The sequence below is a fragment of the Microbacterium sp. K24 genome, from assembly GCF_004794465.1.
Lineage (GTDB): Bacteria > Actinomycetota > Actinomycetes > Actinomycetales > Microbacteriaceae > Microbacterium.
Map to the genome: position 1 here is coordinate 207,263 of NZ_SSDJ01000138.1, position 22,793 is coordinate 230,055.

Annotated in this window: 21 protein-coding genes; 8 read left to right on the forward strand and 13 right to left on the reverse strand. The window is 66.8% G+C overall.

The features are described from left to right. Nucleotides 1-2: 2 nt before the first annotated feature. From acs to rpsA, 5 genes are all read right to left on the reverse strand, one after another. Complete coding sequence (gene acs / locus DW306_RS15615) at nucleotides 3-2,021, reverse strand: acetate--CoA ligase (RefSeq protein ID WP_136056496.1); 2,019 nt, start codon at nucleotides 2,019-2,021, stop codon at nucleotides 3-5. After that, nucleotides 2,012-2,872 carry an ABC transporter permease gene (locus tag DW306_RS15620; RefSeq protein ID WP_136056497.1) on the reverse strand — a complete coding sequence of 287 codons (861 nt, stop codon included), beginning with the start codon at nucleotides 2,870-2,872 and terminating at the stop codon, nucleotides 2,012-2,014. The genes acs and DW306_RS15620 overlap by 10 nt, the downstream gene beginning before the upstream one ends. Next, a complete protein-coding gene (locus tag DW306_RS15625; RefSeq protein ID WP_136056498.1) occupies nucleotides 2,869-3,915 on the reverse strand; it encodes an aliphatic sulfonate ABC transporter substrate-binding protein in 1,047 nt (348 codons plus the stop codon). Before DW306_RS15625 ends, DW306_RS15620 begins: the two co-directional genes overlap by 4 nt. Then, complete coding sequence (locus DW306_RS15630) at nucleotides 3,912-4,763, reverse strand: ABC transporter ATP-binding protein (RefSeq protein ID WP_136056499.1); 852 nt, start codon at nucleotides 4,761-4,763, stop codon at nucleotides 3,912-3,914. The genes DW306_RS15625 and DW306_RS15630 overlap by 4 nt, the downstream gene beginning before the upstream one ends. A gap of 145 nt (nucleotides 4,764-4,908) precedes the next feature. Then, the gene (gene rpsA / locus DW306_RS15635; RefSeq protein ID WP_136056500.1) at nucleotides 4,909-6,363 is read right to left on the reverse strand and encodes a 30S ribosomal protein S1; all 1,455 of its coding nucleotides are present in this window, start codon (nucleotides 6,361-6,363) and stop codon (nucleotides 4,909-4,911) included. A gap of 237 nt (nucleotides 6,364-6,600) precedes the next feature. On the opposite strand from rpsA, the gene DW306_RS15640 reads away from it, so the two are divergent. The 3 genes from DW306_RS15640 to DW306_RS15650 all read left to right on the forward strand — a co-directional run bounded on the left by DW306_RS15640 (nucleotide 6,601) and on the right by DW306_RS15650 (nucleotide 8,917). Beyond that, nucleotides 6,601-7,140 carry a hypothetical protein gene (locus tag DW306_RS15640; protein ID WP_136056501.1) on the forward strand — a complete coding sequence of 180 codons (540 nt, stop codon included), beginning with the start codon at nucleotides 6,601-6,603 and terminating at the stop codon, nucleotides 7,138-7,140. A 407-nt stretch (nucleotides 7,141-7,547) separates the two neighbouring features. Beyond that, nucleotides 7,548-7,943 carry a hypothetical protein gene (locus DW306_RS15645; RefSeq protein ID WP_136056502.1) on the forward strand — a complete coding sequence of 132 codons (396 nt, stop codon included), beginning with the start codon at nucleotides 7,548-7,550 and terminating at the stop codon, nucleotides 7,941-7,943. Between the two features lie 50 nt (nucleotides 7,944-7,993). After that, a complete protein-coding gene (locus DW306_RS15650) occupies nucleotides 7,994-8,917 on the forward strand; it encodes a 5'-3' exonuclease (RefSeq protein ID WP_136056548.1) in 924 nt (307 codons plus the stop codon). Nucleotides 8,918-8,930: 13 nt separating this feature from the next. Here DW306_RS15650 and DW306_RS15655 read toward each other — a convergent pair whose 3' ends face one another. Beyond that, nucleotides 8,931-9,917, reverse strand: a complete 987-nt coding sequence (locus tag DW306_RS15655) for a PHP domain-containing protein (RefSeq protein WP_205814191.1) — start codon at nucleotides 9,915-9,917, stop codon at nucleotides 8,931-8,933. Nucleotides 9,918-9,919: 2 nt separating this feature from the next. Continuing rightward, nucleotides 9,920-10,990, reverse strand: a complete 1,071-nt coding sequence (gene trpD, locus DW306_RS15660; protein ID WP_136056504.1) for an anthranilate phosphoribosyltransferase — start codon at nucleotides 10,988-10,990, stop codon at nucleotides 9,920-9,922. Nucleotides 10,991-11,182: 192 nt separating this feature from the next. On the opposite strand from trpD, the gene DW306_RS15665 reads away from it, so the two are divergent. From DW306_RS15665 to DW306_RS15685, 5 genes are all read left to right on the forward strand, one after another. Beyond that, nucleotides 11,183-11,836 (forward strand): heme-copper oxidase subunit III, encoded by a 654-nt coding sequence (locus tag DW306_RS15665; protein WP_136056505.1) that lies wholly within the window; start codon nucleotides 11,183-11,185, stop codon nucleotides 11,834-11,836. Nucleotides 11,837-11,856: 20 nt separating this feature from the next. Further along, on the forward strand, nucleotides 11,857-12,660 hold the full coding sequence (locus DW306_RS15670; RefSeq protein ID WP_136056506.1) for a cytochrome c: 804 nt from the start codon (nucleotides 11,857-11,859) through the stop codon (nucleotides 12,658-12,660). 36 nt (nucleotides 12,661-12,696) lie between these two features. After that, nucleotides 12,697-13,773 carry a Rieske 2Fe-2S domain-containing protein gene (locus tag DW306_RS15675; protein WP_136056507.1) on the forward strand — a complete coding sequence of 359 codons (1,077 nt, stop codon included), beginning with the start codon at nucleotides 12,697-12,699 and terminating at the stop codon, nucleotides 13,771-13,773. Next, complete coding sequence (locus DW306_RS15680; protein WP_136056508.1) at nucleotides 13,770-15,584, forward strand: cytochrome bc complex cytochrome b subunit; 1,815 nt, start codon at nucleotides 13,770-13,772, stop codon at nucleotides 15,582-15,584. Before DW306_RS15675 ends, DW306_RS15680 begins: the two co-directional genes overlap by 4 nt. 133 nt (nucleotides 15,585-15,717) lie before the next feature. Further along, entirely contained in the window at nucleotides 15,718-16,137 is a 420-nt protein-coding gene (locus DW306_RS15685) for a rhodanese-like domain-containing protein (protein WP_136056509.1), read from the forward strand. 5 nt (nucleotides 16,138-16,142) lie between these two features. On the opposite strand, the gene DW306_RS15690 is transcribed toward DW306_RS15685, so the two are convergent. The 6 genes from DW306_RS15690 to DW306_RS15715 form a co-directional block, all read right to left on the reverse strand. Beyond that, entirely contained in the window at nucleotides 16,143-17,609 is a 1,467-nt protein-coding gene (locus DW306_RS15690; RefSeq protein ID WP_136056510.1) for a PQQ-binding-like beta-propeller repeat protein, read from the reverse strand. 138 nt (nucleotides 17,610-17,747) lie between these two features. Next, entirely contained in the window at nucleotides 17,748-18,182 is a 435-nt protein-coding gene (locus DW306_RS15695) for a cytochrome c oxidase subunit 4 (protein ID WP_136056511.1), read from the reverse strand. Between the two features lie 3 nt (nucleotides 18,183-18,185). Next, entirely contained in the window at nucleotides 18,186-19,919 is a 1,734-nt protein-coding gene (gene ctaD / locus DW306_RS15700; protein WP_205814192.1) for a cytochrome c oxidase subunit I, read from the reverse strand. Between the two features lie 3 nt (nucleotides 19,920-19,922). After that, entirely contained in the window at nucleotides 19,923-20,819 is an 897-nt protein-coding gene (gene coxB, locus DW306_RS15705) for a cytochrome c oxidase subunit II (protein ID WP_136056513.1), read from the reverse strand. Nucleotides 20,820-20,915: 96 nt separating this feature from the next. Further along, nucleotides 20,916-21,284: an iron-sulfur cluster insertion protein ErpA gene (erpA, locus tag DW306_RS15710; RefSeq protein ID WP_136056514.1), complete on the reverse strand. Its 369-nt coding sequence runs from the start codon at nucleotides 21,282-21,284 to the stop codon at nucleotides 20,916-20,918. A gap of 71 nt (nucleotides 21,285-21,355) precedes the next feature. After that, nucleotides 21,356-22,777: a dipeptidase gene (locus DW306_RS15715; protein ID WP_136056515.1), complete on the reverse strand. Its 1,422-nt coding sequence runs from the start codon at nucleotides 22,775-22,777 to the stop codon at nucleotides 21,356-21,358. Nucleotides 22,778-22,793 lie beyond the last annotated feature (16 nt).

Genomic DNA, 22,793 nt, shown 5'->3' on the forward strand with positions numbered 1-22,793 from the left:
GGTCAGGGAGACCGTGGTGAGAGTTCGGCGGCCGCGAGCACTTCGGCGATGTCGTCGACGGCCCAGGGGTTCTGGAGCGAGGTGGTGTCTCCGAGCGCCTGCGGGTCGCGGCCGGCTCGGCGGTCCTGTTCAGCTTCCCAGAGTTGTGCGAGCAGTCGGCGCATGATCTTGCCCGAGCGCGTCTTCGGAAGGTCGGGCACGACGACGACATGCTTCGGCTTCGCGACCGGTCCGATGGCTCGGGCGACCTCCGCGCGGAGGTCCGACGGCGTCACTTCGGACCGGCCCGACGGTGTCACGAAGGCGACGACGGCCTGACCGGTCACCACATCCGACACCCCGGCGGAGCCTGCCTCGCCGACGGTGTCGTGCGCGACCAGAGCGGATTCGATCTCGATCGTCGAGAGCCGGTGCCCGGAGACGTTCACGACGTCGTCGAGGCGCCCGAGGATCCAGATGTACCCGTCGACGTCGCGCGTCGCACCGTCTCCGGCGACGTAGTAGCCGCCGAAGTCTCCGTGTCCCGCGTACGCCGACCAGTATGCGTCGCGGTACCGCTGCGGGTTCCCCCACACGGTGCGCGCCATGCCCGGCCACGGCCGACGCACGACCAGCGTTCCCGAACGACCCGGTTCGACCTCGCGGCCCTGCTCGTCGACCACCGCGACGTCGATGCCCGGCAGCGGCACGGTCGCCGAGCCGGGCTTGAGGCTCGTCACGCCGGGCAGCGGCGCGATCATCGCGGCGCCGGTCTCGGACTGCCACCAGGTGTCGACGATGGGCAGCTCGTCGCGGCCGAAGTTCCGTCGGAACCAGATCCAGGCCTCGGGATTGATCGCCTCGCCGACCGTGCCCAGCAGACGCAGCGTCGACAGGTCGTGTCCCGATGGCAGATCGGCGCCGAACCAGGTCATGAAGGTGCGGATCAGTGTGGGAGCCGTGTAGTACACCGTCACCCCGTAGCGCTCGATGATCTCGAGATGCCGCTCGCGGTGCGGAGTATCGGGCGTTCCCTCGTAGATCACCTGGGTGAGCCCGTTCGACAGTGGACCGTAGATCTCGTATGTGTGCGCCGTGACCCAGGCGAGGTCCGCTGTGCACCAGTGCACGTCGTCAGGCTTCGCATCGAAATGCGCCCAGTGCGCCCAGCTCGCATGCGTCAGGTATCCGCCGGAGGTGTGGACGAGGCCCTTCGGCTTCCCCGTCGTGCCCGACGTATAGATGATGAAGAGCGGATGCTCGGCGTCGAACGGCTGCGCCTCGTGTTCGGTCGAGGCCGTGTCGACGACGTCGTGCCACCAGACGTCGCGGCCCTCTGTCCACGGCACGTCCTGACCGGTGCGGCGCAGCACCAGCACGTGCTCGAGGTCGGGCAGGTCGGCGGCGGCGACGTCGGCGGTCGACTTGACCTCGGTCGCGGTGCCGCGGCGGAACTGCCCGTCGCTCGTGACGAGCAGCTTCGCGCCGGTGTCCTCGAGCCGGAACCGCACGGCCTCGGCCGAGAAGCCGCCGAAGACGAGCGAGTGCACGGCGCCGATGCGGGCGCAGGCGAGCGTGATCACCACGGTCTCCACGAGCACCGGGAGGTAGATGACGACCCGATCGCCCGGACGGATGCCGAGAGCGATGAGGGCGTTCGCGGCCTGCGCGACGCGGCGCTGCAGGTCGGCGTATGTGACCGAGAGCCGGTCCCCCGGCTCTCCCTCGAAATGCAGCGCGACTTTGTCTCCGCGTCCCGCACGCACGTGCCGATCGACGCAGTTCTCCGCGACATTGAGCGTGCCGCCGAGGAACCAGCGCGCGGCCGGCACGGCCTCGCCGGTCGGCGGATCCCACTCGTGCGCGGTGTGCCACGGCTCCGCCCAGTCGAGCCGCCGGGCGGCTTCCTCCCAGAAGGCCGTCGGGTCTGCGGCTGCCCGCGCGTACGCCTCCGCACCGATGTTCGCCTGCGCGGTGAAGCCGGCAGGAGGCGCGTAGACCCGCGACTCCTGCAGTCGAGCCTCGGCCACGGTCAGGTCCACCGTTTCAGCAGGTACTTCTCCGCCAGCGCGAGGACGCCGTTGGTGATCGTGCCGAGCACCGCCAGCAGCACGATCGAGAGCAGGATGCGATCGACGCGGCCGCTGTTCTGCGAGTCGGTCAGCAGGAAGCCCAGACCCATCGACGAGGCGATGAGCTCGGCGGCGACGAGGAACAGCCACGCCTGCGCCAGGGCGAGACGCAGACCCGACACGACCGACGGGATCACGGCGGGCAGCTGCACCGTGCGGAACAGCGACCAGCCGTGCAGGCTGAACGACCGGCCCGCCTCGACGAGGTGCGGGTCGACGTGCCGGAGCGCCGAGGCGACGGTCGTGTACACGGGGAAGAACGCGCCGATCGCGATCAGCGTGACCTTCGACTCCTCACCGATCTGCATCCAGAGGATGAGCAGCGGCACCCACGCGAGCGACGGCACCGCGCGCACGGCGGCGAGGGTCGGGCTGAGGAGGACATCGCCGAGCCGCGACAGCCCGACGATCCCGGCAGCCGCGAGTCCGATGACCGAACCGATCGCGAAGCCGAGCAGCACGCGCTGCACCGAGATGGCGATATGCGTGTAGAGCTGGCCGCTCTCGGCGAGCTCGACGCCGGCGAGGAACACCGAGGCTGGCGTCGGCAGCCTGTACGGCTCCACGAGACCCGACGTCGTCACGATCTGCCAGGCCAGCACGATGATGACGGGCAGCACCAGGCCGGCGAGGATCCGCACGACCGGTCGATCCCAGGCACGGCGAGCACCGGCATCCGCGTGCCGGTACTCCCCCTTGGCTGCGTCGAGCGCGTCCCGCGAATCCGCAGGGACGACGACTCGCAGATCGGCTTCGGTCACTCGCCGTCGACCGCCTTCTTCGCGAACGTGTCGTTGACGATCGAGGACAGTGCCTTGTCGACGGAGTCCTTCCCACCCTGCACGTCACCGGATTCGACGAGAACGGGTGCGATCTTCTCGAGCACGGCGAGCTGGTCGTCACCCGGGATGCCGCTGACGTCGAGGTTCGAGCGCTCTTCGATGACGGTGGTCGCCACGTCGATGTCGATTCCGGCGACCTCGGCGAGCAGCGCCGCGGTCTCTTCGGGGTTCTCGAGGGCCCACTCGCGAGCCTGCTCGTAGGCGTCGACGACGGCCTGGGCGAGGTCGGGGTGGTTCGTGATGAAGTCCTCGGTGGCGTTGAGGAAGCCGTAGGTGTTGAAGTCGACATTGCGGTAGATCAGCTTGTCGCCCGACTCCGCCTCTGCCGCGGCCATGATCGGGTCGAGACCGGCCCACGCGGCGACGGATCCGCCGTCGAGGGCGGCGCGGCCGTCGGCGTGCTGCAGGTTCTGCACCTCGACGTCGGAGAGCGAGAGGCCCTCCTCCTCGAGCGCCTGGAGCAGGAAGAAGTAGGGGTCGGTGCCCTTGGTCGCCGCGACGGACTTGCCCTTGAGGTCGGCGACGGAGGTGATGTCGCTGTCGGGTCCGACGACGATCGCCGACCACTCCGGCTGCGAGAAGACGTCGATGACCTGGATCGGCGAGCCGTTGGAGCGCGCGAGCAGGGCGGCGGAGCCGGCGGTAGAGCCCACGTCGACCGAGCCGGAGCGCAGCAGCTCGTTGGCCTTGTTCGAGCCGGCGGACTGGATCCACTCGACCGCGACGTCGTCGCCGAGGATCTCCTCGAGGATGCCCTGGTCCTTGATGACGAGGCTCAGCGGGTTGTACGTCGCGAAGTCGATCGAAAGGGTGTCGGACGACCATTCGGTCGCTCCCGCGGTGCTCTCGGTCTGAGGGGCATCGGCTTCGGCGTTCTCGCCGGCGACGCAACCGGTCGCGACGAGCATCATCGTGCCGGCGATCGCGATCGCAGGGATGATTCGGCGGGTGATGGTGCTCATCGGGTCTCCTCGGTGATGCGGTGGTGGGTGTCGACGCCGAGTCCTTCGAGGAGCTCGGCGCGCAGGTCGGCGAGACCGCGATCGGCGCGGTCTCGGGGACGGATGCCGGGGACGGCGACGGTGCGCGCGATGGAGGTCGCGTTGTCGCCGCGGTCGTCGCTGAGCGTGCGCAGCAACAGCACGCGATCGGCGAGGTACAGGGCTTCCTCGACGTCGTGCGTGACGAGGAGGATCGTGGTGGGCTCGGCCGCGTGGATCTTCAGCAGCAGATCGTGCATGCGGAGGCGGGTGAGCGCGTCGAGGGCGCCGAACGGCTCGTCGAGCAGAAGCACGCCGGGGTTGCGGGCCAGAGCGCGAGCCAGAGAGGCGCGCTGCGCCATGCCGCCGGACACTTCGCGCGGACGCTGGTCGGCCGCATGCTCGAGTCCGACGAGGTGCAGCAGTTCGCTCACACGCTCGCGTCCTGCTCGCCGGGCGGTGCCCCGCGGCAGGCCGATCTCGACGTTCTGTGCCAGGGTGCGCCAGGGCAGGAGCCGCGGCTCCTGGAAGGCGACGGCAGTGCGCTCGTCGACATCGGCCACGCCGGTGCCGTCGAGGCGGATGCTGCCGCGTGTCGGTGCGTCCAACCCGCCGACGAGACGCAGGAGCGTGGACTTGCCGCATCCGGATGGGCCGACGACGGCGACGATCTCGCCGGGGGTGATGTCGACGTCGACGCCGCGCAGCACGTCACGTCGCCCCTGCGGAAGGGCGAAGGAGCGGTCGATGTTCTCGAGCCGTACAGCCTGCGCCAGACCCGCCGATCTCGAGGCGTCCGCGGTGCGCGACACAGGGAGGAGGGCGGTCATACCCCCATGCTGTCCGAGGGAGGGAAATGTTACGAATGCGGTCGTAATGTTCCGTCACGCAGGGTCTGCCGGGTGCGGGGACATGCGAAACGGGCCGCCACGCCCTCCCGAAGGAGAGGTGACGGCCCGTTCCAGAGCGTGATGCTTACGCGTTGCCGCCCGACAGCTTCTCGCGGAGAGCCGCGAGTGCCTCGTCGTCGGCGAGGGTGCCTGCACCGGTCGCCTCGCTCGAGAAGACCTGGCCGCCGAAGTCGGCGCCGGCCTCTGCCTCGGCCTCTGCGGCCTTGGTGACCTGAGCCTTGTGGGCCTCCCAGCGAGCCTGGGCTGCAGCGTACTCCTGCTCCCATGCCTCGCGCTGGGCGTCGAAGCCTTCCTTCCACGCACCGGTCTCGGCGTCAAAGCCCTCCGGGTACTTGTACTCGCCGTTCTCGTCGTACTCCGCGACCATGCCGTAGAGGGCCGGGTCGAACTCGGTGCCGTTGGGGTCGACCGACTCGTTGGCCTGCTTGAGCGACAGCGAGATGCGGCGACGCTCCAGGTCGATGTCGATGACCTTGACGAAGACCTCTTCGCCGACGGAGACGACCTGCTCGGCCAGCTCGACGTGCTTGCTGGAGAGCTCGGAGATGTGGACGAGGCCCTCGATGCCGTCTGCGACGCGCACGAACGCACCGAACGGAACGAGCTTGGTGACCTTACCCGGCGTGACCTGTCCGATCGCGTGGGTGCGGGCGAAGACCTGCCACGGGTCCTCCTGCGTCGCCTTAAGCGACAGGGAGACGCGCTCGCGGTCGAGGTCGACCTCGAGGATCTCGACGGTGACCTCCTGGCCCACCTCGACGACCTCGGAGGCGTGCTCGATGTGCTTCCAGGACAGCTCGGAGACGTGCACGAGGCCGTCCACGCCGCCCAGGTCGACGAACGCACCGAAGTTGACGATCGACGACACGACACCCTTGCGGACCTGACCCTTGTGCAGGTTGTTCAGGAACGTGGTGCGCGACTCCGACTGCGTCTGCTCGAGCAGCGCGCGGCGGCTGAGCACGACGTTGTTGCGGTTCTTGTCGAGCTCAAGGATCTTGGCCTCGATCTCCTGGCCGAGGTACGGCGTGAGGTCGCGGACGCGGCGCAGCTCGATGAGCGAGGCCGGCAGGAAGCCGCGAAGGCCGATGTCGACGATGAGTCCACCCTTGACGACCTCGATGACCGTACCGGTGACGACGCCGTCGTTCTCCTTGATCTTCTCGACGTCTCCCCAGGCACGCTCGTACTGAGCGCGCTTCTTGGAGAGGATCAGACGGCCTTCCTTGTCCTCCTTCTGGAGAACGAGAGCCTCGACCTCGTCGCCGACCTTGACGACCTCGTTGGGGTCGACGTCGTGCTTGATGGAGAGTTCGCGCGAGGGGATGACACCCTCGGTCTTGTATCCGACGTCGAGCAGAACCTCATCGCGGTCGATCTTGACGATCGTGCCTTCGATGATGTCGCCGTCGTTGAAGAACTTCAGGGTCTTCTCGACCGCGGCCAGGAAGTCCTCAGCAGATCCGATGTCGTTGATGGCGACCTGCTTGGTGGCCGGGGCGGTCGTTGCGGTAGTCATGTAGTGGGTTGTCCTTGTTGGATGGAGTCTCAGGCTGAGACGCAAAGGCCGCGCACGGCCGACAGCATGCTTCACAGCGGTTGGATTTTGGTGTTCTGGCACGAGGGCATGCGTAGGCACGCCACGAGTGACATCTCAGGTTATCAGAAGTACGGATGCCGGTGGGATTCGGATTTCGCGGTGTGTGCCTGTGGATAACTTCTGCGCGCGGTTCCTGCGTCGGGCTACCGTGACCGGGTGAATCTCCCCCGCCCCGCGTCTGTTCCGATCATCGCGCTTGCGTTGGTGTGCGCCGCGCTCGTCGGGTGCTCCCCCACGCCGGCACCGAAACCCACGCCGACTCCGGCGTTCGCGTCTGAGGAAGAGGCGTTCGCTGCCGCGGAGGAGACGTATAGGGAGTACAACGAGGCCAGTAATGCGGATCTCGCTGGCAATTCAACAAAAGACCCCCAGGACTATCTCATCGGGAGCGCTCTCGAAGGGTTCCTCGACGGCCGAGAGTATCTGAGGACCAACGGCCTTGCTCTGCAGGGAGAAACCCATGTCATCAATTTTCAAGGCGAGTCTGCGACGATCTCCCTAGGCTCCACCGAAGTCTCCATGCTCGTCTGCCTTGACATCTCCGCGACAACGCTGATCGACGTATCTGGTCGGGATGTCACGCCCGCGACTCGGCCGGGCACCGTGGGGCAGAGAGTGACCTTGATCGCCGATACCTCGGCATTTCGGATCTCCCAAGAGTCCGAGGCGGAGGCGGGCGCATGCTTGCTCGGTTGATCACCATTGTCGCTACTGCGACTGCGTTGCTGGCGATAGCGCCGCAGTCGAGTTCATCTTCTTGCCCTCGAGACGTTCTGGCATCCTTTGGATTCTGCCCAACGATCAGCAACGACGGCTCCGCCGCGAGAGTGGGCGGCTCTAAGCCCATTCCCGGCAGGAATCCGATCTCATCTCCGATCGGGAACGACTCTCCCCGCGATCAGGGACCTCCTCCCCCGCCTCCGTTCAAGCTGTGCGAGAGGTCTGTCACCCACCTCCGCGTCTGCCCTAAGGAGTCCGAACCGGCAGATCCGACGGCGCCGCCGGCTCCCGGCATCCCCGGGATCACGCTCACCGACCTCGCGCAGTTCGCCCCGAATCCCGTCGCTGCCACGGGCGAACCCGACAACCTCGGGGTCGCCGGCATGCCGACGAACTTCGTCGCCGCGGCATCCGCTCACACGCGCGCCGGAGCACTGTTCGGCATCCCGGTGACCGTGCGATTCACTCCGGTCGGCTTCGACTTCCGCTACGGCGACGGCGACACGACGACCACGACCACCGGCGGTCAGACCTGGTCGGCGCTCGGTCAGGCGACCTTCACCCCCACGGCCACCAGCCACATCTACCGCGAGCGGGGCACCTACGATGCGAGCGTCACAGTCCGCTACACGGCAGAAGTCGACCTGGGCACCGGCTGGTTCCCCGTCGAAGGACAGCTCTCGATCGACGGCCCGACTCAACAGATCCGCATCTTCGAGGCGCACACCGCCCTGGTCGCGCGGACCTGCGTAGAGCAGCCCGCAGCACCCGGGTGCTGAACGTCGCCGGTCGTCGTTACTCTGAGTCCATGCCTCGCGCCGACCGCCTCATGCTGCTCGACACCGCCAGCCTCTACTTCCGCGCCTTCTACGGCGTGCCCGACAAGGTGACGGCGCCGGACGGCTCCCCCATCAACGCGGCGCGCGGTCTGCTCGACATCATCGCGAAGCTCGTCACCCTGTACGAGCCCACCCATGTGATCGCCTGCTGGGACGACGACTGGCGCCCGCAGTGGCGCGTCGACCTCATCCCGAGCTACAAGGCGCACCGGGTCGTCGAGGTCGTCCCGGCCGGACCTGACGTCGAAGAGGTGCCCGATCCGCTCGAGGCGCAGATCCCTCTCATCCGCGAGACGCTCGGGGCCATCGGCATCCCGATCATCGGCGTCGCCGAGCACGAGGCCGACGACGTCATCGGAACCCTCGCCACGAGCTCCGCGATCCCGGTCGACATCGTCACCGGCGACCGCGACCTCTTTCAGCTCGTCGACGATGCGAGCGATGTGCGGGTCATCTATACGGCCAAGGGCATGAGCAACCTCGAGATCGTCACCGATGCGAGCGTCGTCGCCAAATACGGTGTGCTCCCCTCCCAGTACGCGGACTTCGCCACGATGCGCGGCGACGCCTCCGACGGCCTGCCCGGCGTCGCCGGCGTCGGAGACAAGACCGCCGCCACACTGCTGCAGGCCCACGCCGACCTCGAAGGCATCCGTGCCGCCGCGGAGGCCGGCGAAGGCATGAGCGCCGGGGTGCGGGCGAAGATCCTCGCGTCGACCGCCTACCTCGACGTCGCACCGACCGTCGTCGCCGTCGCGAAATCGCTGCCCATCACCGATCCGGGCATCCCGCTGCACGCGCTCGATCCTGAGGAGGCAGACGCCGCGACAGCCCTCTCCGACAAGTGGAACCTCGGCGGGTCGATGACGCGCGCCGTTGCGGCCGTCTCGAACGCGGCCCTCGCAGCAGGCTGACCTCAGCCGCGCGTCACTCCGCCCAGGACAGCAGGCGCTCAAGGCCCCAGGTCGTGACGATGCGCGATGCCGGCACTCCGGCCCGCTCCGCACGCTCGGCACCGTGGTCGAGGAGTGACAGCTGCCCGGGAGCATGCGCGTCCGAGTCGATCGAGAACAGGCATCCGGCCTCGAGGGCGATCGCGATCAGTTCATCCGGAGGATCCTGCCGCTCCGGCCGCGAGTTGATCTCCACCGCGACGCCGTTCTCCGCGCAGGCGGCGAACACGGCGGCCGCATCGAACTCCGACTGCGGACGCGTCCCCCGATCACCTTGGACCAGGCGTCCGGTGCAGTGCCCGAGCACGTTGACCCTGGGGTGCGACACCGCGGCGATCATCCGCGCGGTCATCGGCCGCCGGTCCATGCGCAGTTTGGAATGCACCGAGGCGACGACGATGTCGAGTTCGCCGAGCAGCGAATCCTCCTGGTCCAGCGCACCGTCCTCGAGGATGTCGACCTCGATCCCGGCGAGCAGCGTGAAGCCGTCTCCGGATTCCGCCCGCACCAGCGGCATCTGCTCGCGCAGCCGCTCGGCCGACAGCCCCCGCGCCACCCGCAGCCGCGGCGAATGGTCGGTGATCGCCTGATACTCATGACCCTGCGCCCGCGCGGCCGCCGCCATCACCGGGATCGACGTCGTCCCATCGGACCAGTCGGTGTGCGCGTGCAGGTCACCGCGAAGCTTCCCGCGCAGCTCCGAGACGATCTCCGGTTCGACATCACCTCGGAGCTCGACGAGATAGTCGGGTACCTGACCGGACTGGGCCTGGCGGATGACGGCGAACGTCGACTCGCCGATGCCGCGGGCCGCGCGCAGCCGGGTAGGGTCCGCCTGCACGTCGTCGGGGAGATCCTGCAGGGTCTGCGCCGCCTGGCGGAACGCCTTGGCCCGGTACCGCGACGCGCGCTCGCGCTCCAGCAGAGAAGCGATCTCGAGCAGCGCGTCGACGGGATCCATGATCACTCCGCCGCAGAAGCCAACTCGCGGCTCACGCCGATCCACTCGTCGAGCTTCGCGAGCGCCCGACCGTCATCGACCGCAGCGGCAGCACGCTCGTATCCTTCGCGAAGACGCTCGAGGATCGGGCGCTGCACCTGCCCGGCATCCTGCGACAGCTCGAACGCGACGATGCCGGCCGCGGCGTTGAGCAGGACGATGTCGCGCACCGCCCCGGACTCGCCGGCGAGGGTGCGTCGGAGGATCTCGGCGTTGTGCTGCGGTGAGCCGCCGATCAGATCGGCGAGCTCCGCGAGCGGGATGTCGAGATCGCGCGGATCGAGATCGTGCTCGTGGATGTCACCGCGGGTGACCTCCCAGATGCGGCTGTGGCCTGTGGTGGTGAGCTCGTCGAGCCCATCGTCTCCGCGGAAGACCAGCGCCGTCGCACCACGGGTGCGGAAGACGCCGGTGATCAGCGGCACGCGTTCGATCTGTGCGACTCCGACCGCGTTCGCCTCGGCGCGCGCCGGGTTGCAGAGCGGTCCGAGCATGTTGAAGACCGTGGGCACGCCGAGCTGGGCGCGCACGGCCCCCGCGTGCTTGAAGCCGGGGTGGAACGCGCCGGCCCACGCGAACGTGATCCCGGTGCGATCGAGGATGGATGCCACGGCGGCGGGGTCGAGAGACAGCTCCAGCCCCAGGGCTCCGAGAACGTCGGAGGCACCCGACGCCGAGCTCGCGGCGCGGTTGCCGTGCTTGACGACCGGGATGCCCGCGGAGCCGACGACGATGGCGGCGGTCGTCGACACGTTCACCGTGCCAACACGGTCTCCGCCGGTGCCGACGATGTCGAGGACGTTCGGCGAGACGGGGAGCGGAACGGCGGCTTCGAGGATCGCGTCGCGGAACCCGACGATCTCATCGATCGTCTCGCCCTTCGCACGGAGCGCGACGAGGAAACCGGCGAGCTGAGCCTCGGTGACGCTCCCCTGCATGATCTGACGCATGGCCCAGGTGGACTCCCAGACGGTGAGGTCGCGGCGCTCCAGCAGAGAGGTGAGCACATCGGACCAGGTCAGGGAATCAGCCATGTGTGCGATCCTATCGGCGCCGAGAAAACGTGCAGACGGATCATCACGCGCGCCCTTTGCGCGGGCATCCGCCGTTTCCCGCGTATTCACCGAGGATTCGCAGTGTTTTCTTAGGGTCCCCTAAGTCGCTGAAGGGCGAAACCGGTGCCCCCAGTGCAAGAATCACCCCCGAGGATCGGCCATAATGGAAGGGTGACGACCTCAGCGACGTATGCCCCGGCGGCGAGAACGATCAAGCGGCCCAACCCGGTAGCTGTCGGCACCATTGTGTGGCTCGGCAGCGAGGTGATGTTCTTCGCGGGACTCTTCGCGATCTACTTCACTCTCCGCAGCACTTCACCCGAGCTCTGGGCCGACCGCACCGAGCTGCTGAACGTTCCGTTCGCGGCCGTGAACACCGCGATCCTGGTGCTCTCCTCCTTCACGTGCCAGATGGGCGTCTTCGCCGCCGAAGACCTTCAGCCGTACCGGCTCGCCAAGGGCCAGAAGAACGGGGCAGGCCGTCGTCGCCTGTTCGGCTGGGGCATGGTCGAGTGGTTCTTCCTCACCTTCGCTCTCGGAGCGATCTTCGTCTCCGGCCAGGTGTGGGAGTACGCGCAGCTGGTCGCTGAGGGCATGCCCATCAGCGCCGACTCGTACGCGTCCGCGTTCTACCTGACCACCGGCTTCCACGCCCTTCACGTCACCGGCGGGCTCATCGCCTTCCTGCTCGTGATCGGCCGTGCGTATGCCGTCAAGAACTTCCGGCACAAGGAGGCGACCTCCTCGATCGTGGTGTCCTACTACTGGCACTTCGTCGACGTCGTCTGGATCGTGCTGTTCCTCGTTATCTACTTCCTGAAATAAGAGCGGAGCTGATCCCCGAGATGGCACGAGAGAAGAAGCGCCGTTCCGGCGGTCGTCGCAGCCCTTTGGCGGCTGCCGCGCTCATCGGAGCAGGCCTCATGATCACCGGCGCCGTGTACGCCGGCGCCTCCGCCGCGTTCGCGGCCACCGACACGCAGGCCGCTGCATCGACCCAGTTGACGGTCGAGGACGGCGAGAAGCTGTTCACGGCGAACTGCGCCACCTGCCACGGGCTCGACCTGCAGGGAACGGCCGACGGCCCGAGCCTCTACGGCGTCGGCGAGCTGGCGGCTGAGTTCCAGCTCTCCACCGGCCGCATGCCGCTGCAGATGCAGGGTCCGCAGGCCCCGCAGAAGGAGCCGCAGTTCACGGAGGAGCAGATCCGCGCGATCGCCTCCTACGTGCAGTCCGTGGCCCCCGGCCCGACCTACCCGAGCGACCACACGATCGACGGCGAGGGCGATGTCGCGAAGGGCGCGGAGCTGTTCCGCGTCAACTGCGCGATGTGCCACAACGTCTCGGCTGCCGGTGGCGCCCTCACCGAGGGCAAGTACGCCCCCGCCCTGACCGAGACCAGCGCGCTGCACATGTACGCGGCCATGGTCACCGGCCCGCAGAACATGCCGGTCTTCGGCGACATGAACCTGTCCGACGAGGACAAGCGCGACATCATCTCGGCCCTGCTCTTCCAGCAGAAGGCCGTGCCGGTCGGCGGCTTCACCCTCGGCAACCTGGGGCCCGTGTCCGAGGGACTGTTCGTGTGGATCTTCGGGATCGGCGCGCTCGTCGCCATCACCGTGTGGATCACGGCGAAGTCCAACTGACGCTTATTCATCGAAGAGGAACGTACGAGGAGCACCATGGCACACGACGACGACTCGCAGGCTCTTGACAGGGCCTACCAGCCCTCTCCGGGGCTGGGTGTCGCAGTCAGCGATCCCGTGCAGAACCCGGGGCTGCCGCCGCATCGCGAGCGGATGACCGACAAGGATCCTCGCGCGGAGAAGGCTGCGGACCGCACGGTCTACACCCTGTTCTACCTCTCGCTCGCCGGCAGCATCTGGGCGGTCGCCGCGTACATGCTGTTCCCGATCGAGAGCGGCGCTCTCATCGACATCCGGCAGAACAACCTCTTCATCGGTCTGGGCATCGCACTCGCGCTGCTCTCCATCGGCATCGGCGCGATCCACTGGTCCAAGGCTCTGATGTCCGACAAGGAGCACATCGAGTACCGTCACCCCACTCGCGGCAAGGACTCGACCCGCGAAGCGGCCATCCAGGCGTTCTCCGACGCGAACGAGGAGTCCGGCTTCGGACGTCGCACGATGATCCGCAACTCGCTGTTCGCCGCGGTCGTCGCCTCGATCATCCCGGGTGTCACCCTGTTCCGCGGACTGGCCCCGCACTCCACTCCCGACGACCCCACTGCGGGCGACCCGGTGGCGCTGCTGAAGCACACGATGTGGGAAGAGGGCTCGCGCCTCGTCCGGGACCCCGACGGCACGCCCATCCGGGCGGCGGACGTCACTCTCGGCTCCGCGTTCCACGTGATCCCCGAAGAGCTCGCCGACCTCAGCCACCACGACGGCTACCTCGAGGAGAAGGCCAAGGCGATCGTCCTCATGATGCGTCTGCGCCCCGAGCAGCTCATCGAGGCCGAGGACCGCAAGGACTGGTCCTACGACGGCATCGTCGCCTACTCCAAGGTCTGCACCCACGTCGGCTGCCCGGTGGCCCTGTACGAGCAGCAGACGCACCACCTGCTGTGCCCGTGCCACCAGTCGCAGTTCGACGTCACGGACCACGCCAAGGTCATCTTCGGCCCGGCGGCTCGTCCGCTGCCGCAGCTGCCCATCACCGTCGATGACGAGGGCTACCTGGTCGCACGCAGCGACTTCACGGAGCCTGTCGGCCCGAGCTTCTGGGAGCGCCATTGAGCACCGCAACGCTGTCCAAAGACGACAAGGACACGAAGGCGCCCCTCGGCGGTCGCTTCGTCGGCGCCGCGTCGAACTACATCGATGAGCGCACCAGCCTCTCGGGCTTCGTCAAGGAGCTCGGTCGCAAGATCTTCCCGGACCACTGGTCCTTCATGCTCGGCGAGATCGCGCTGTGGAGCTTCGTGGTCGTGTTCCTCTCCGGAACCTTCCTGACGTTCTTCTTCCAGGCCTCCATGGTCGAGACCCACTACACGGGCGCCTATGCCCCGATGCGCGGCATCGAGATGTCGGCGGCCCTCGAGTCGTCGCTGCACATCTCCTTCGATCTGCGCGGTGGCCTCCTCGTCCGTCAGATCCACCACTGGGCCGCGCTCGTGTTCATCGCCGGCATCGGCGTGCACATGCTCCGCATCTTCTTCACGGGTGCGTTCCGCAAGCCGCGCGAGCTCAACTGGGTGATCGGCTTCGTGCTGTTCATCCTGGCTCTGGCCGAGGGCTTCACGGGTTACTCCCTCCCCGACGACCTTCTGTCGGGTAACGGTCTTCGCATCATCGACGGCATGGTCAAGGGCATCCCGCTGATCGGCACCTGGACGTCGTTCATCGTCTTCGGTGGCGAGTTCCCGGGAACCGACATCGTGGGACGCCTCTACACGCTGCACATCCTGCTGCTGCCGCTGCTGGTCATCGGCCTGATCGTGGTGCACCTGATGCTCATGATCGTCAACAAGCACACGCAGTTCGCCGGCCCCGGCCGCACGAACGACAACGTCGTGGGCTACCCGATGATGCCGGTGTACATGTCGAAGATGGGCGGCTACCTATTCATCGTGTTCGGCACGATCGTGCTGATCGCGACGTTCTTCCAGATCAACCCGATCTGGGCCTACGGACCGTATGACCCCTCCCCCGTGTCGGCAGGTACGCAGCCCGACTGGTACATCGGATTCGCGGACGGCGCTCTGCGTCTGGCTCCGTCGAACCTCGATCTGGTGCTGTTCGACCGCACCTGGTCCTTCGGCATCCTGTTGCCGATCGCGGTGCTGGGTCTGTTCATCGTCATCGTGGCGATCTACCCCTTCCTCGAGGCGTGGATCACGGGTGACAAGCGCGAGCACCACATCGCTCAGCGTCCCCGCAATGCCGCGACCCGCACGGCCATCGGCGTCGCCGGCGTCATCTTCTACGCCGTGCTCTGGGCTGCAGCCTCGTCCGACCTCATCGCGACGCACTTCATGCTCACGATGGAAGGCGTGATCCACACGCTGCAGGCGATGCTGTTCGTCGGGCCGGTGCTCGGGTACTTCATCGCCAAGCGCATCTGCATCGCGCTGCAGAAGAAGGACCGCGAGATCGTGCTGCACGGCTTCGAGTCGGGTCGCATCGTCCGCCTCCCCGGTGGCGAGTTCATCGAGGTGCACCAGCCGGTCGATCAGTACGACCGCTGGAAGCTCATCGACGTCGACGGCTACGAGCCCCTGGTGGTCCGCCCGAACGCCAAGGGTCGCATCCCGTGGACCGAGAACCTCCGCTCGTCCATCTCGCGCTGGTTCTTCGAGGACCGTCTCGCTCCGCTCACGCAGGCCGAGATCGAGGAAGCGGATGCTCACCAGCACCACGTCACCGCGCAGAACGAGGAGACCGAGGCCGCAGAGATCCAGGGCGCTCACGAGCGTGCCGGAGTCCCCGACGCGCCGCTGTCCGTCAGCGAGACGCACGTCGCAGAGACCGCGAACACTCCGAGCACGGTGATCTCCACGCAGCCCGTGAAGAAGCAGCGGAAGAAGAAGTCGGAGGACGGCGAGTAGTCGCCGCTCCCCCATCGATGAAGGCCTCGTCCGATCCGGACGGGGCCTTCTTCGTTGTTTGCTGTCCGGAATCGGCCGACGGACGGCGGTAATGCGCTGATGGCGCGAGACATCCCACGAATAGGCTGGCCACATGATCGATCGTGCTGACTTCTTCGCCGCCAAGCTCGCCTATGAGACCGACGCCAGCGACGTCCACGCGGCTCTGAAAGCCGGGGACGAGCTGATCGTGATCGACGTGCGCTCCGACGAGGCGTGGGCACAGGGACGCGTCGCCGGCGCCGTGCACATGCACTACAGCGAGATCGCGACCAGAGCCCCTCTGGAGATCTCCGCGGATGCCGACGTCGTCGTGTACTGCTGGAGTCCCGGATGCAACGCGGGAGCCAAGGGCGCGCTCGAGTTCGCGAGGCTCGGCTACCGTGTACGCGAGATGATCGGCGGCTTCGAGTACTGGGTCCGCGAGGGCTATCCCGTTCAGGATGCCGACGGCATCCACCACCGCCCAGTCGATCCGCTCACCGGCGTCGCCCGCGTCCGCACGCGCGCCTGAACCCGTCACTCCTGCGGCAGGTAGACGGATATAGACCCGTTGACCAGTAGGGCAAGCGGCTCATCCAAGTCCACCCCGAGGAGATCCATTGTCCCGACTGACATAGAGCCGTCGGAAACCACCTCACCCGTCGGCGAACAGAACCTCATGCCCTCTGCTGCCGGGTAATCGGCCACGGCACCTCCGTAATCCAGTTCGACGTCCCGTTTCGGGGCCGAGCACAGGAGAACGGCCTCTGATCCGATGCGCGCAGTGGTTCCCGTCTGGGGTTCGACCGTGTGCGCAAGACCGTCGATACTAACGACGAGGCGCTCGCCCGAGATCAGATCGGGTCGCTCGTCCCAGGGGTCAGCGGCGGCCGCGGCGTCTCCCCGGAGAGCAACCGTCCACCGTTTCTCACCACTGACGATGTCAACTCCCACCAGGTCCAGATCGACGCCGTCATATCTGAAGTTCGTTGCATATTCGCCCGTCCAGTCGCTGGTCACCGTTCCACTCCGGAAGACGCAGAGAATGGCAATTCCATCGTGGACCAAGGGACCTCCCGTGCATTGCCGCGCTCCATCCACGGCCCAGATCGTTCGCCCCGACTCGCGATCAAGACCGACCACGCGCCCGTCCGTGAGCGGCTCGGTATGCGCGCCGGGGTCACCGAATGGATGCCATCCGCGGCCAGCACCGATCAAGCGTGCCTCTTCGTCCTCGGGCTCATTCCAAGAGAACCCGGCATACGACGCAGTGTCCGGACCGAAGATCCCCGCAAAACTGCGTGTCCAGCGGAGTTCCCCGTCCGCGCCGTACCGCACCCAGTCATCATCGGTCAGTGCAACGCCGGCACCGAGGTACGCGGCACCGTCGACATCTGGTGCACCCTCCGCTGCCTCCACCGCGAACTCGGAGTCACCAGGCACGTACGAAAATGTCTCGTCATGCTTCGCAGAGGAGCTTTCGAGGATTCCGGTGATGCAGAAGGCGTCACCGGAATCGCAGGTTCTCGGACGCTGCGCCGCCAATGTTCGCGCCTCCAGCGCGTCATCCGCGAAATCGCCCGTTGCTGCCGCTACAACGCGAAACTCCGAAACGAGCTCGCCGGATTGATCCTCCGGGAGCGGAGCCAAGAACGCCACGTACCAGTCGTCCTGGACCTGCAGCGCTGCAACCGAGTGCTCGACGCCCGCGTGTCCGTTTCCCGGCATCGCTTCAAGACTCCAGAGGACCTTGCCGTCATCCAGGTTCCACGCAGTGAGGAACTCGCGATATGGAGCTCCCCGATCACGACCCGTCACGTACGCGACGACGACATCATCCAGCACGATTGGATGGCTCACAGCGCTCACAGAACGCGTCCACGCCGGAGTCAACTCTTCGTCCCACCCTGGGTCCGCTGAGCACGCTGACAAGGCGAGCGTGGCCGCGATAACGAGAAGAACGACCAGCCGACGCATCGTGAAGCCCTTTCCGCCGCCGGTCATTCGGCGAACGCACCGATAGTAGGCCGGATGACGGATCCGCCGATTTGCCCCTGTGGATAAACAATCAGACCAAGGAGTCCATGACGCACGAAGAAGGCCCCCGGACGAATCCGGGGGCCTTCTCGGTGCAGCTGAACGTCAGCGGGCGAAGTGCCCGCGGTAGTACTCGTAGACCCAGCCGACGATCGCGACGACGAAGATCGCCAGTCCGATCGGGAGCAGGAAATGACCGACCGCGAGACCGACGACGAACACCGCGGCCGAAGCGGCCAGCACCATCGGCCACCAGGACCACGGGCTGAACTCGCCGAGCTCGGGGTCACCGTCGTCGATGTCTGCCGTCAGGATGTCTTCGGGCAGCTCACCCTGCTGAGCCTGGTGCGTGCGGTCGAGGTAGAACGCGATCATCGCACCCATGAAGGCGGCGAAGAAGAGGGCGACTGTGCCGACCCACTCGATCCGCATCGCGAAGTTCTCGTTCGGGGTGGCAAGGATGTGCCACCCCGTGTAGACGACGCCGACGAGAGCGAAGAAGGCGGTCAGGATCCACCAGAGAATGACGTTGTCGCGCATGACTTAGTGGGCCTCTCGCTCGCCGGGCGCGGTGGTCGCGAACTCGGCTGCCTCGGGGTGGTTCAGGTCGAAGGCCGGGCGCTCGCTGCGGATGCGCGGAATCGACGTGAAGTTGTGACGCGGCGGCGGGCAGGACGTCGCCCACTCGAGCGATGCGCCATAGCCCCACGGGTCGTTGACCGTGACCTTCGGAGCCTTGCGGGCCGTGATCCACACGTTCAGGAAGAACGGCAGCATCGAGGCGCCGAGGATGATCGCACCGATCGTGGAGACCTGGTTCTGCCAGGTCCAGCCGTCAGCCGCCGAGTAGTCCGCGTAGCGGCGCACCATGCCGTCGACGCCCAGCCAGTGCTGGATGAGGAACGTCATGTGGAAGCCGATGAACAGCATCCAGAAGTGCACGTAGCCGAGGCGCTCGTTGAGCATGCGCCCGGTCCACTTCGGCCACCAGAAGTAGAAGCCGGCGAACATCGCGAACACCACGGTGCCGAAGACGACGTAGTGGAAGTGTGCGACGACGAAGTACGAGTCGGAGAGCGCGAAGTCGAGCGGCGGGGCCGCGAGGATGACGCCGGTCAGGCCACCGAAGACGAACGAGACCAGGAAGCCGAGAGCGAAGACCATCGGCGTCTCGAACGTCACGGAGCCTCGCCAGAGCGTGCCGATCCAGTTGAAGATCTTCACACCCGTCGGCACCGCGATGAGCATCGTCATCAGGGCGAAGAACGGCAGCAGCACCGAGCCGGTGACGTACATGTGGTGAGCCCACACGGCGACGGAGAGGGCGGCGATCGCGATCGTCGCGTAGACCAGCGTCTTGTACCCGAAGATCGGCTTGCGGCTGAAGACCGGGAAGATCTCGGACACGATGCCGAAGAACGGCAGCGCGATGATGTACACCTCGGGGTGACCGAAGAACCAGAACAGGTGCTGCCAGAGCAGGACGCCGCCGTTGGCCGGGTCGTAGATGTGGGCGCCGAGGATGCGGTCGGCCGCCGCAGCGAAGATCGCCGCAGCGAGCACGGGGAACGCCATCAGCACCAGCAGGCTCGTGATGAGCGTGTTCCACGAGAAGATCGGCATGCGCCACATGGTCATACCGGGGGCGCGCATCGTGATGATCGTGGTGATGAAGTTCACCGCACCGAGGATCGTTCCGAAACCGGAGATACCCAGTCCGACCATCCACAGGTTTCCGCCGACACCCGGCGTGAACGAGGCGCTCGCGAGCGGCTGATACGCGAACCAGCCGAACGACGCCGCACCCTGCGGGGTCAGGAAGCCGGCGACCGCGATGGTCGAGCCGAAGAGGAAGAGCCAGAAGGCGAAGGCGTTCAGACGCGGGAACGCGACGTCAGGAGCACCCAGCTGCAGCGGCAGGATCGCGTTGGCGAAACCGGCGAAGAGCGGCGTCGCGAACATCAGCAGCATGATCGTGCCGTGCATCGTGAACAGCTGGTTGTACTGCTCCTTCGTCGGGATGATCTGCATTCCCGGCGCGAACAGCTCGGCGCGGATGACGAGGGCCATCACGCCGCCGAGGAGGAAGAACAGCACGGACGCGATCAGGTACATGTACCCGATGGTCTTGTGGTCGGTGGAGGTGATCCACTTGACGACGATGTTGCCCTTCTGCTCGACGCGCGAGGAGCTCATCAGAGCAGCCTGGCGGGCGGGCAGAGTCGTGGGTCGGGAGCGAGGGGCCTCATCGGTGCGGGGGGCTTCAGTGGTCGACATGGCTTACTCCTCTCCTTCCTCGGAGTCGTTCGCGGGCGTGGTTCCGGGGAGGTTCGTGAGACGGTCGTACTGCTCCGTGATGTCTCCCGTGTTGCCCTTCTCCTTGAGCGTCTCGAGGTACGCGTCGTACTCGTCCTGCTCGACGACCTTCACGTTGAAGAGCATCATCGAGTGGTACTCGCCGCAGAGCTCGGCGCACTTGCCCTTGTACTCGCCGACACGGGTCGGGATGAAGGACCAGGAGTTGTCCGCCCCGATGAACATGTCCTTCTTGTACAGGAAGTCGATGATCCAGAAGGAGTGGATGACGTCGCGCGACCGCAGGTCGATCGTGACCTTCTTGTCGACCGGCAGGACCAGCGTCGGAAGCTGCGCCTGGTCGATGTTGCCCTCGGCGTCGGGCTGGGCCTGGACGCCCATCGTCCACACGGTGTCGTCGTCGGACTCGGCGTCGTACTGGAAGTCCCACGCCCACTGCTTGGCGATCGCGGTGACCTCGACGTCGGGGTCGTCCCACTTCGTCTCGATCTCCGTCTGATCACGGGCGGTGAAGAAGAACATGCCCAGCACGAGGATGAGCGGCACGATCGTGTAGAAGATCTCGATCGGCATGTTGTAGCGCATCTGCACCGGCAGGCCGGTCTGGCCCTTGCGGCGGCGGTACGCGATCGCGGCCCAGGCCATCAGGCCCCAGGTGATGACGCCGACGGCGAGGAGGACGATCCAGGAGTTGACCCACAGACCCGACACTCGCTCGGTCTGGTTGGTGGCCGCAGGCTCACCCTCCACGAAGCCCGGGAGGTACCCGTTCAACTCAGTGGCAGTACATCCCGCCAGGGCCACGGCTGCCGCCACTCCCAGAGGGAGAGCGGCCCAACGAAGGCGGCGATTCGAGGGCACGATGCACCTTTCAGATTGCGGACAGGGCACACCCAAGTCTAGGGCAACCTCACACCTGATTCATGCCAACCACGCAGGTTGGCGACGCCGTCCGGATCAGTGGAAGCTGTCGCCGCAGGCGCAGCTGCCGGCCGCGTTGGGGTTGTCGATCGTGAAGCCCTGCTCGGAGATCGTGTCCTTGAAATCGATGGATGCACCGTCGAGGTAAGGGACGCTCATGTTGTCGACGATGACCTCGACTCCGTCGAAGTCGACGGTCTCGTCACCCTCGAGGTAGCGCTCGTCGAAGTAGAGCTGGTAGATCAGGCCGGAGCATCCGCCGGGCTGGACGGCGACGCGCAGACGCAGGTCGTCGCGGCCCTCCTGCTCGAGCAGGTTCTTGACCTTCACGGCAGCGGCGTCGGTGAGGCTGATGCCGTGCGCGCGGGTGGTGGACTCAGGGGAAGTCAGGGTGGTGTCGCTCATGTCGCTCCTTGTCACGGGGCCGCAGGGGCACGGCGTTCCCGGTAATTCTACCGCCGGTCGGGCCGGAAGGCTCAGAGGTCGCGCGCGTTCATCCTGGCGAGCATCAGGGCCTCGGTCGCGACCGCGTGACGGAACGTGTCGAGGTGGAGCGACTCGTTCGGGCTGTGCGCGCGGGAGTAGGGGTCCTCGACCCCGGTGACGAGGATCTGCGCAGCCGGGAACTCGCGCACGAGATCCGCGATGAACGGGATCGATCCACCCACGCCGAGATCGACCGGTTCGACGCCGTACGCGTCGCGCATCGCGTCGCGCGTGAGGGCGACTGCCCATCCGCTGGTGTCGACCAGGAAGCCGTTGCCGAGATCGACGTCCGAGAACGTCAGCTCCGCACCGTACGGGGCATGTGCACGCAGGTGACGTTCGAGGGCCGCGTACGCGTCCTCCCCCGTCTGTCCCGGCGCGACGCGCGCGCTGATGACGACGGTCACCTCGGGAAGGAGGGTGTTGGATGCCGCGGCGACGCTCGTCGCATCGATGCCGATCACCGTGATCGAGGGCTTGTTCCAGATGCGGCTGAGGATCGTGCCGTTCCCGATCGGGGTCGTGCCGGGAAGCAGACCGGCCTCATCGCGGAGGGTCTCCTCGGCGTACTCGGGCGTCGGCGCATCGCGCTCGGTCATCCCCTCGACGGCGACGGAGCCGTCTTCGTTCCACAGCGTGGACAGCATTCGGATGGTGGTCATCATCGCGTCGGGCGCCGCACCGCCGAACATCCCGGAGTGCGACGCGTGATCCAGCGTGCGCACGCGCACCGTGAATCGCGCGTTGCCCCGCAGGGACACGGTGAGACCGGGCGTCACCGAGTCCCAGTTGCCCGAATCGGCGACGACGATCGCATCGGCGCGAAGAGCGTCCTTATTGTCGGACAGGAACTGCGCGAAGGAACGGGAGCCGTACTCCTCCTCCCCCTCGATGAACATCGCGATGCCCAGATCCAGGTCATCGCCGAGTACCTCGCTGACGGCCCGGATCGACGCGATGTGCGCCATGATCCCGGCCTTGTCGTCTGCGGCACCGCGACCGTAGAGGCGTCCGTCTCGCACGGTCGGCTCGAACGGCGGCGTCTCCCAGAGGGCGTCGTCTCCGGGAGGCTGCACGTCGTGGTGCGCGTAGAGCAGGATCGTCGGCCTGCCGTTGCGGGCCGCGCGGGTCGCGAGCACCGCCGGCTGCCCGTGCTCGTCGGTGCCGGGGATCGCCGCACGCAGCACCCGCACCTCGTCGAACACTCCGGTATCGCGGGCCAGCGCCGCCACGGCATCCGCACTGCGCTCCAGCTGCGTCTGATCGAAAGCAGGCCATGCCATCCCCGGGATCCGGACCAGATGCCCCAGATCCGACAGCGCCGACGGGATGCCCGTCGCCACTGCTTCGAGGACGGCCGCCTCGGATTCGCTGGACGGTGTCGACGGACCGGGGTGAGCAGATGAGTTCATGCGAGTAATCTTAAGG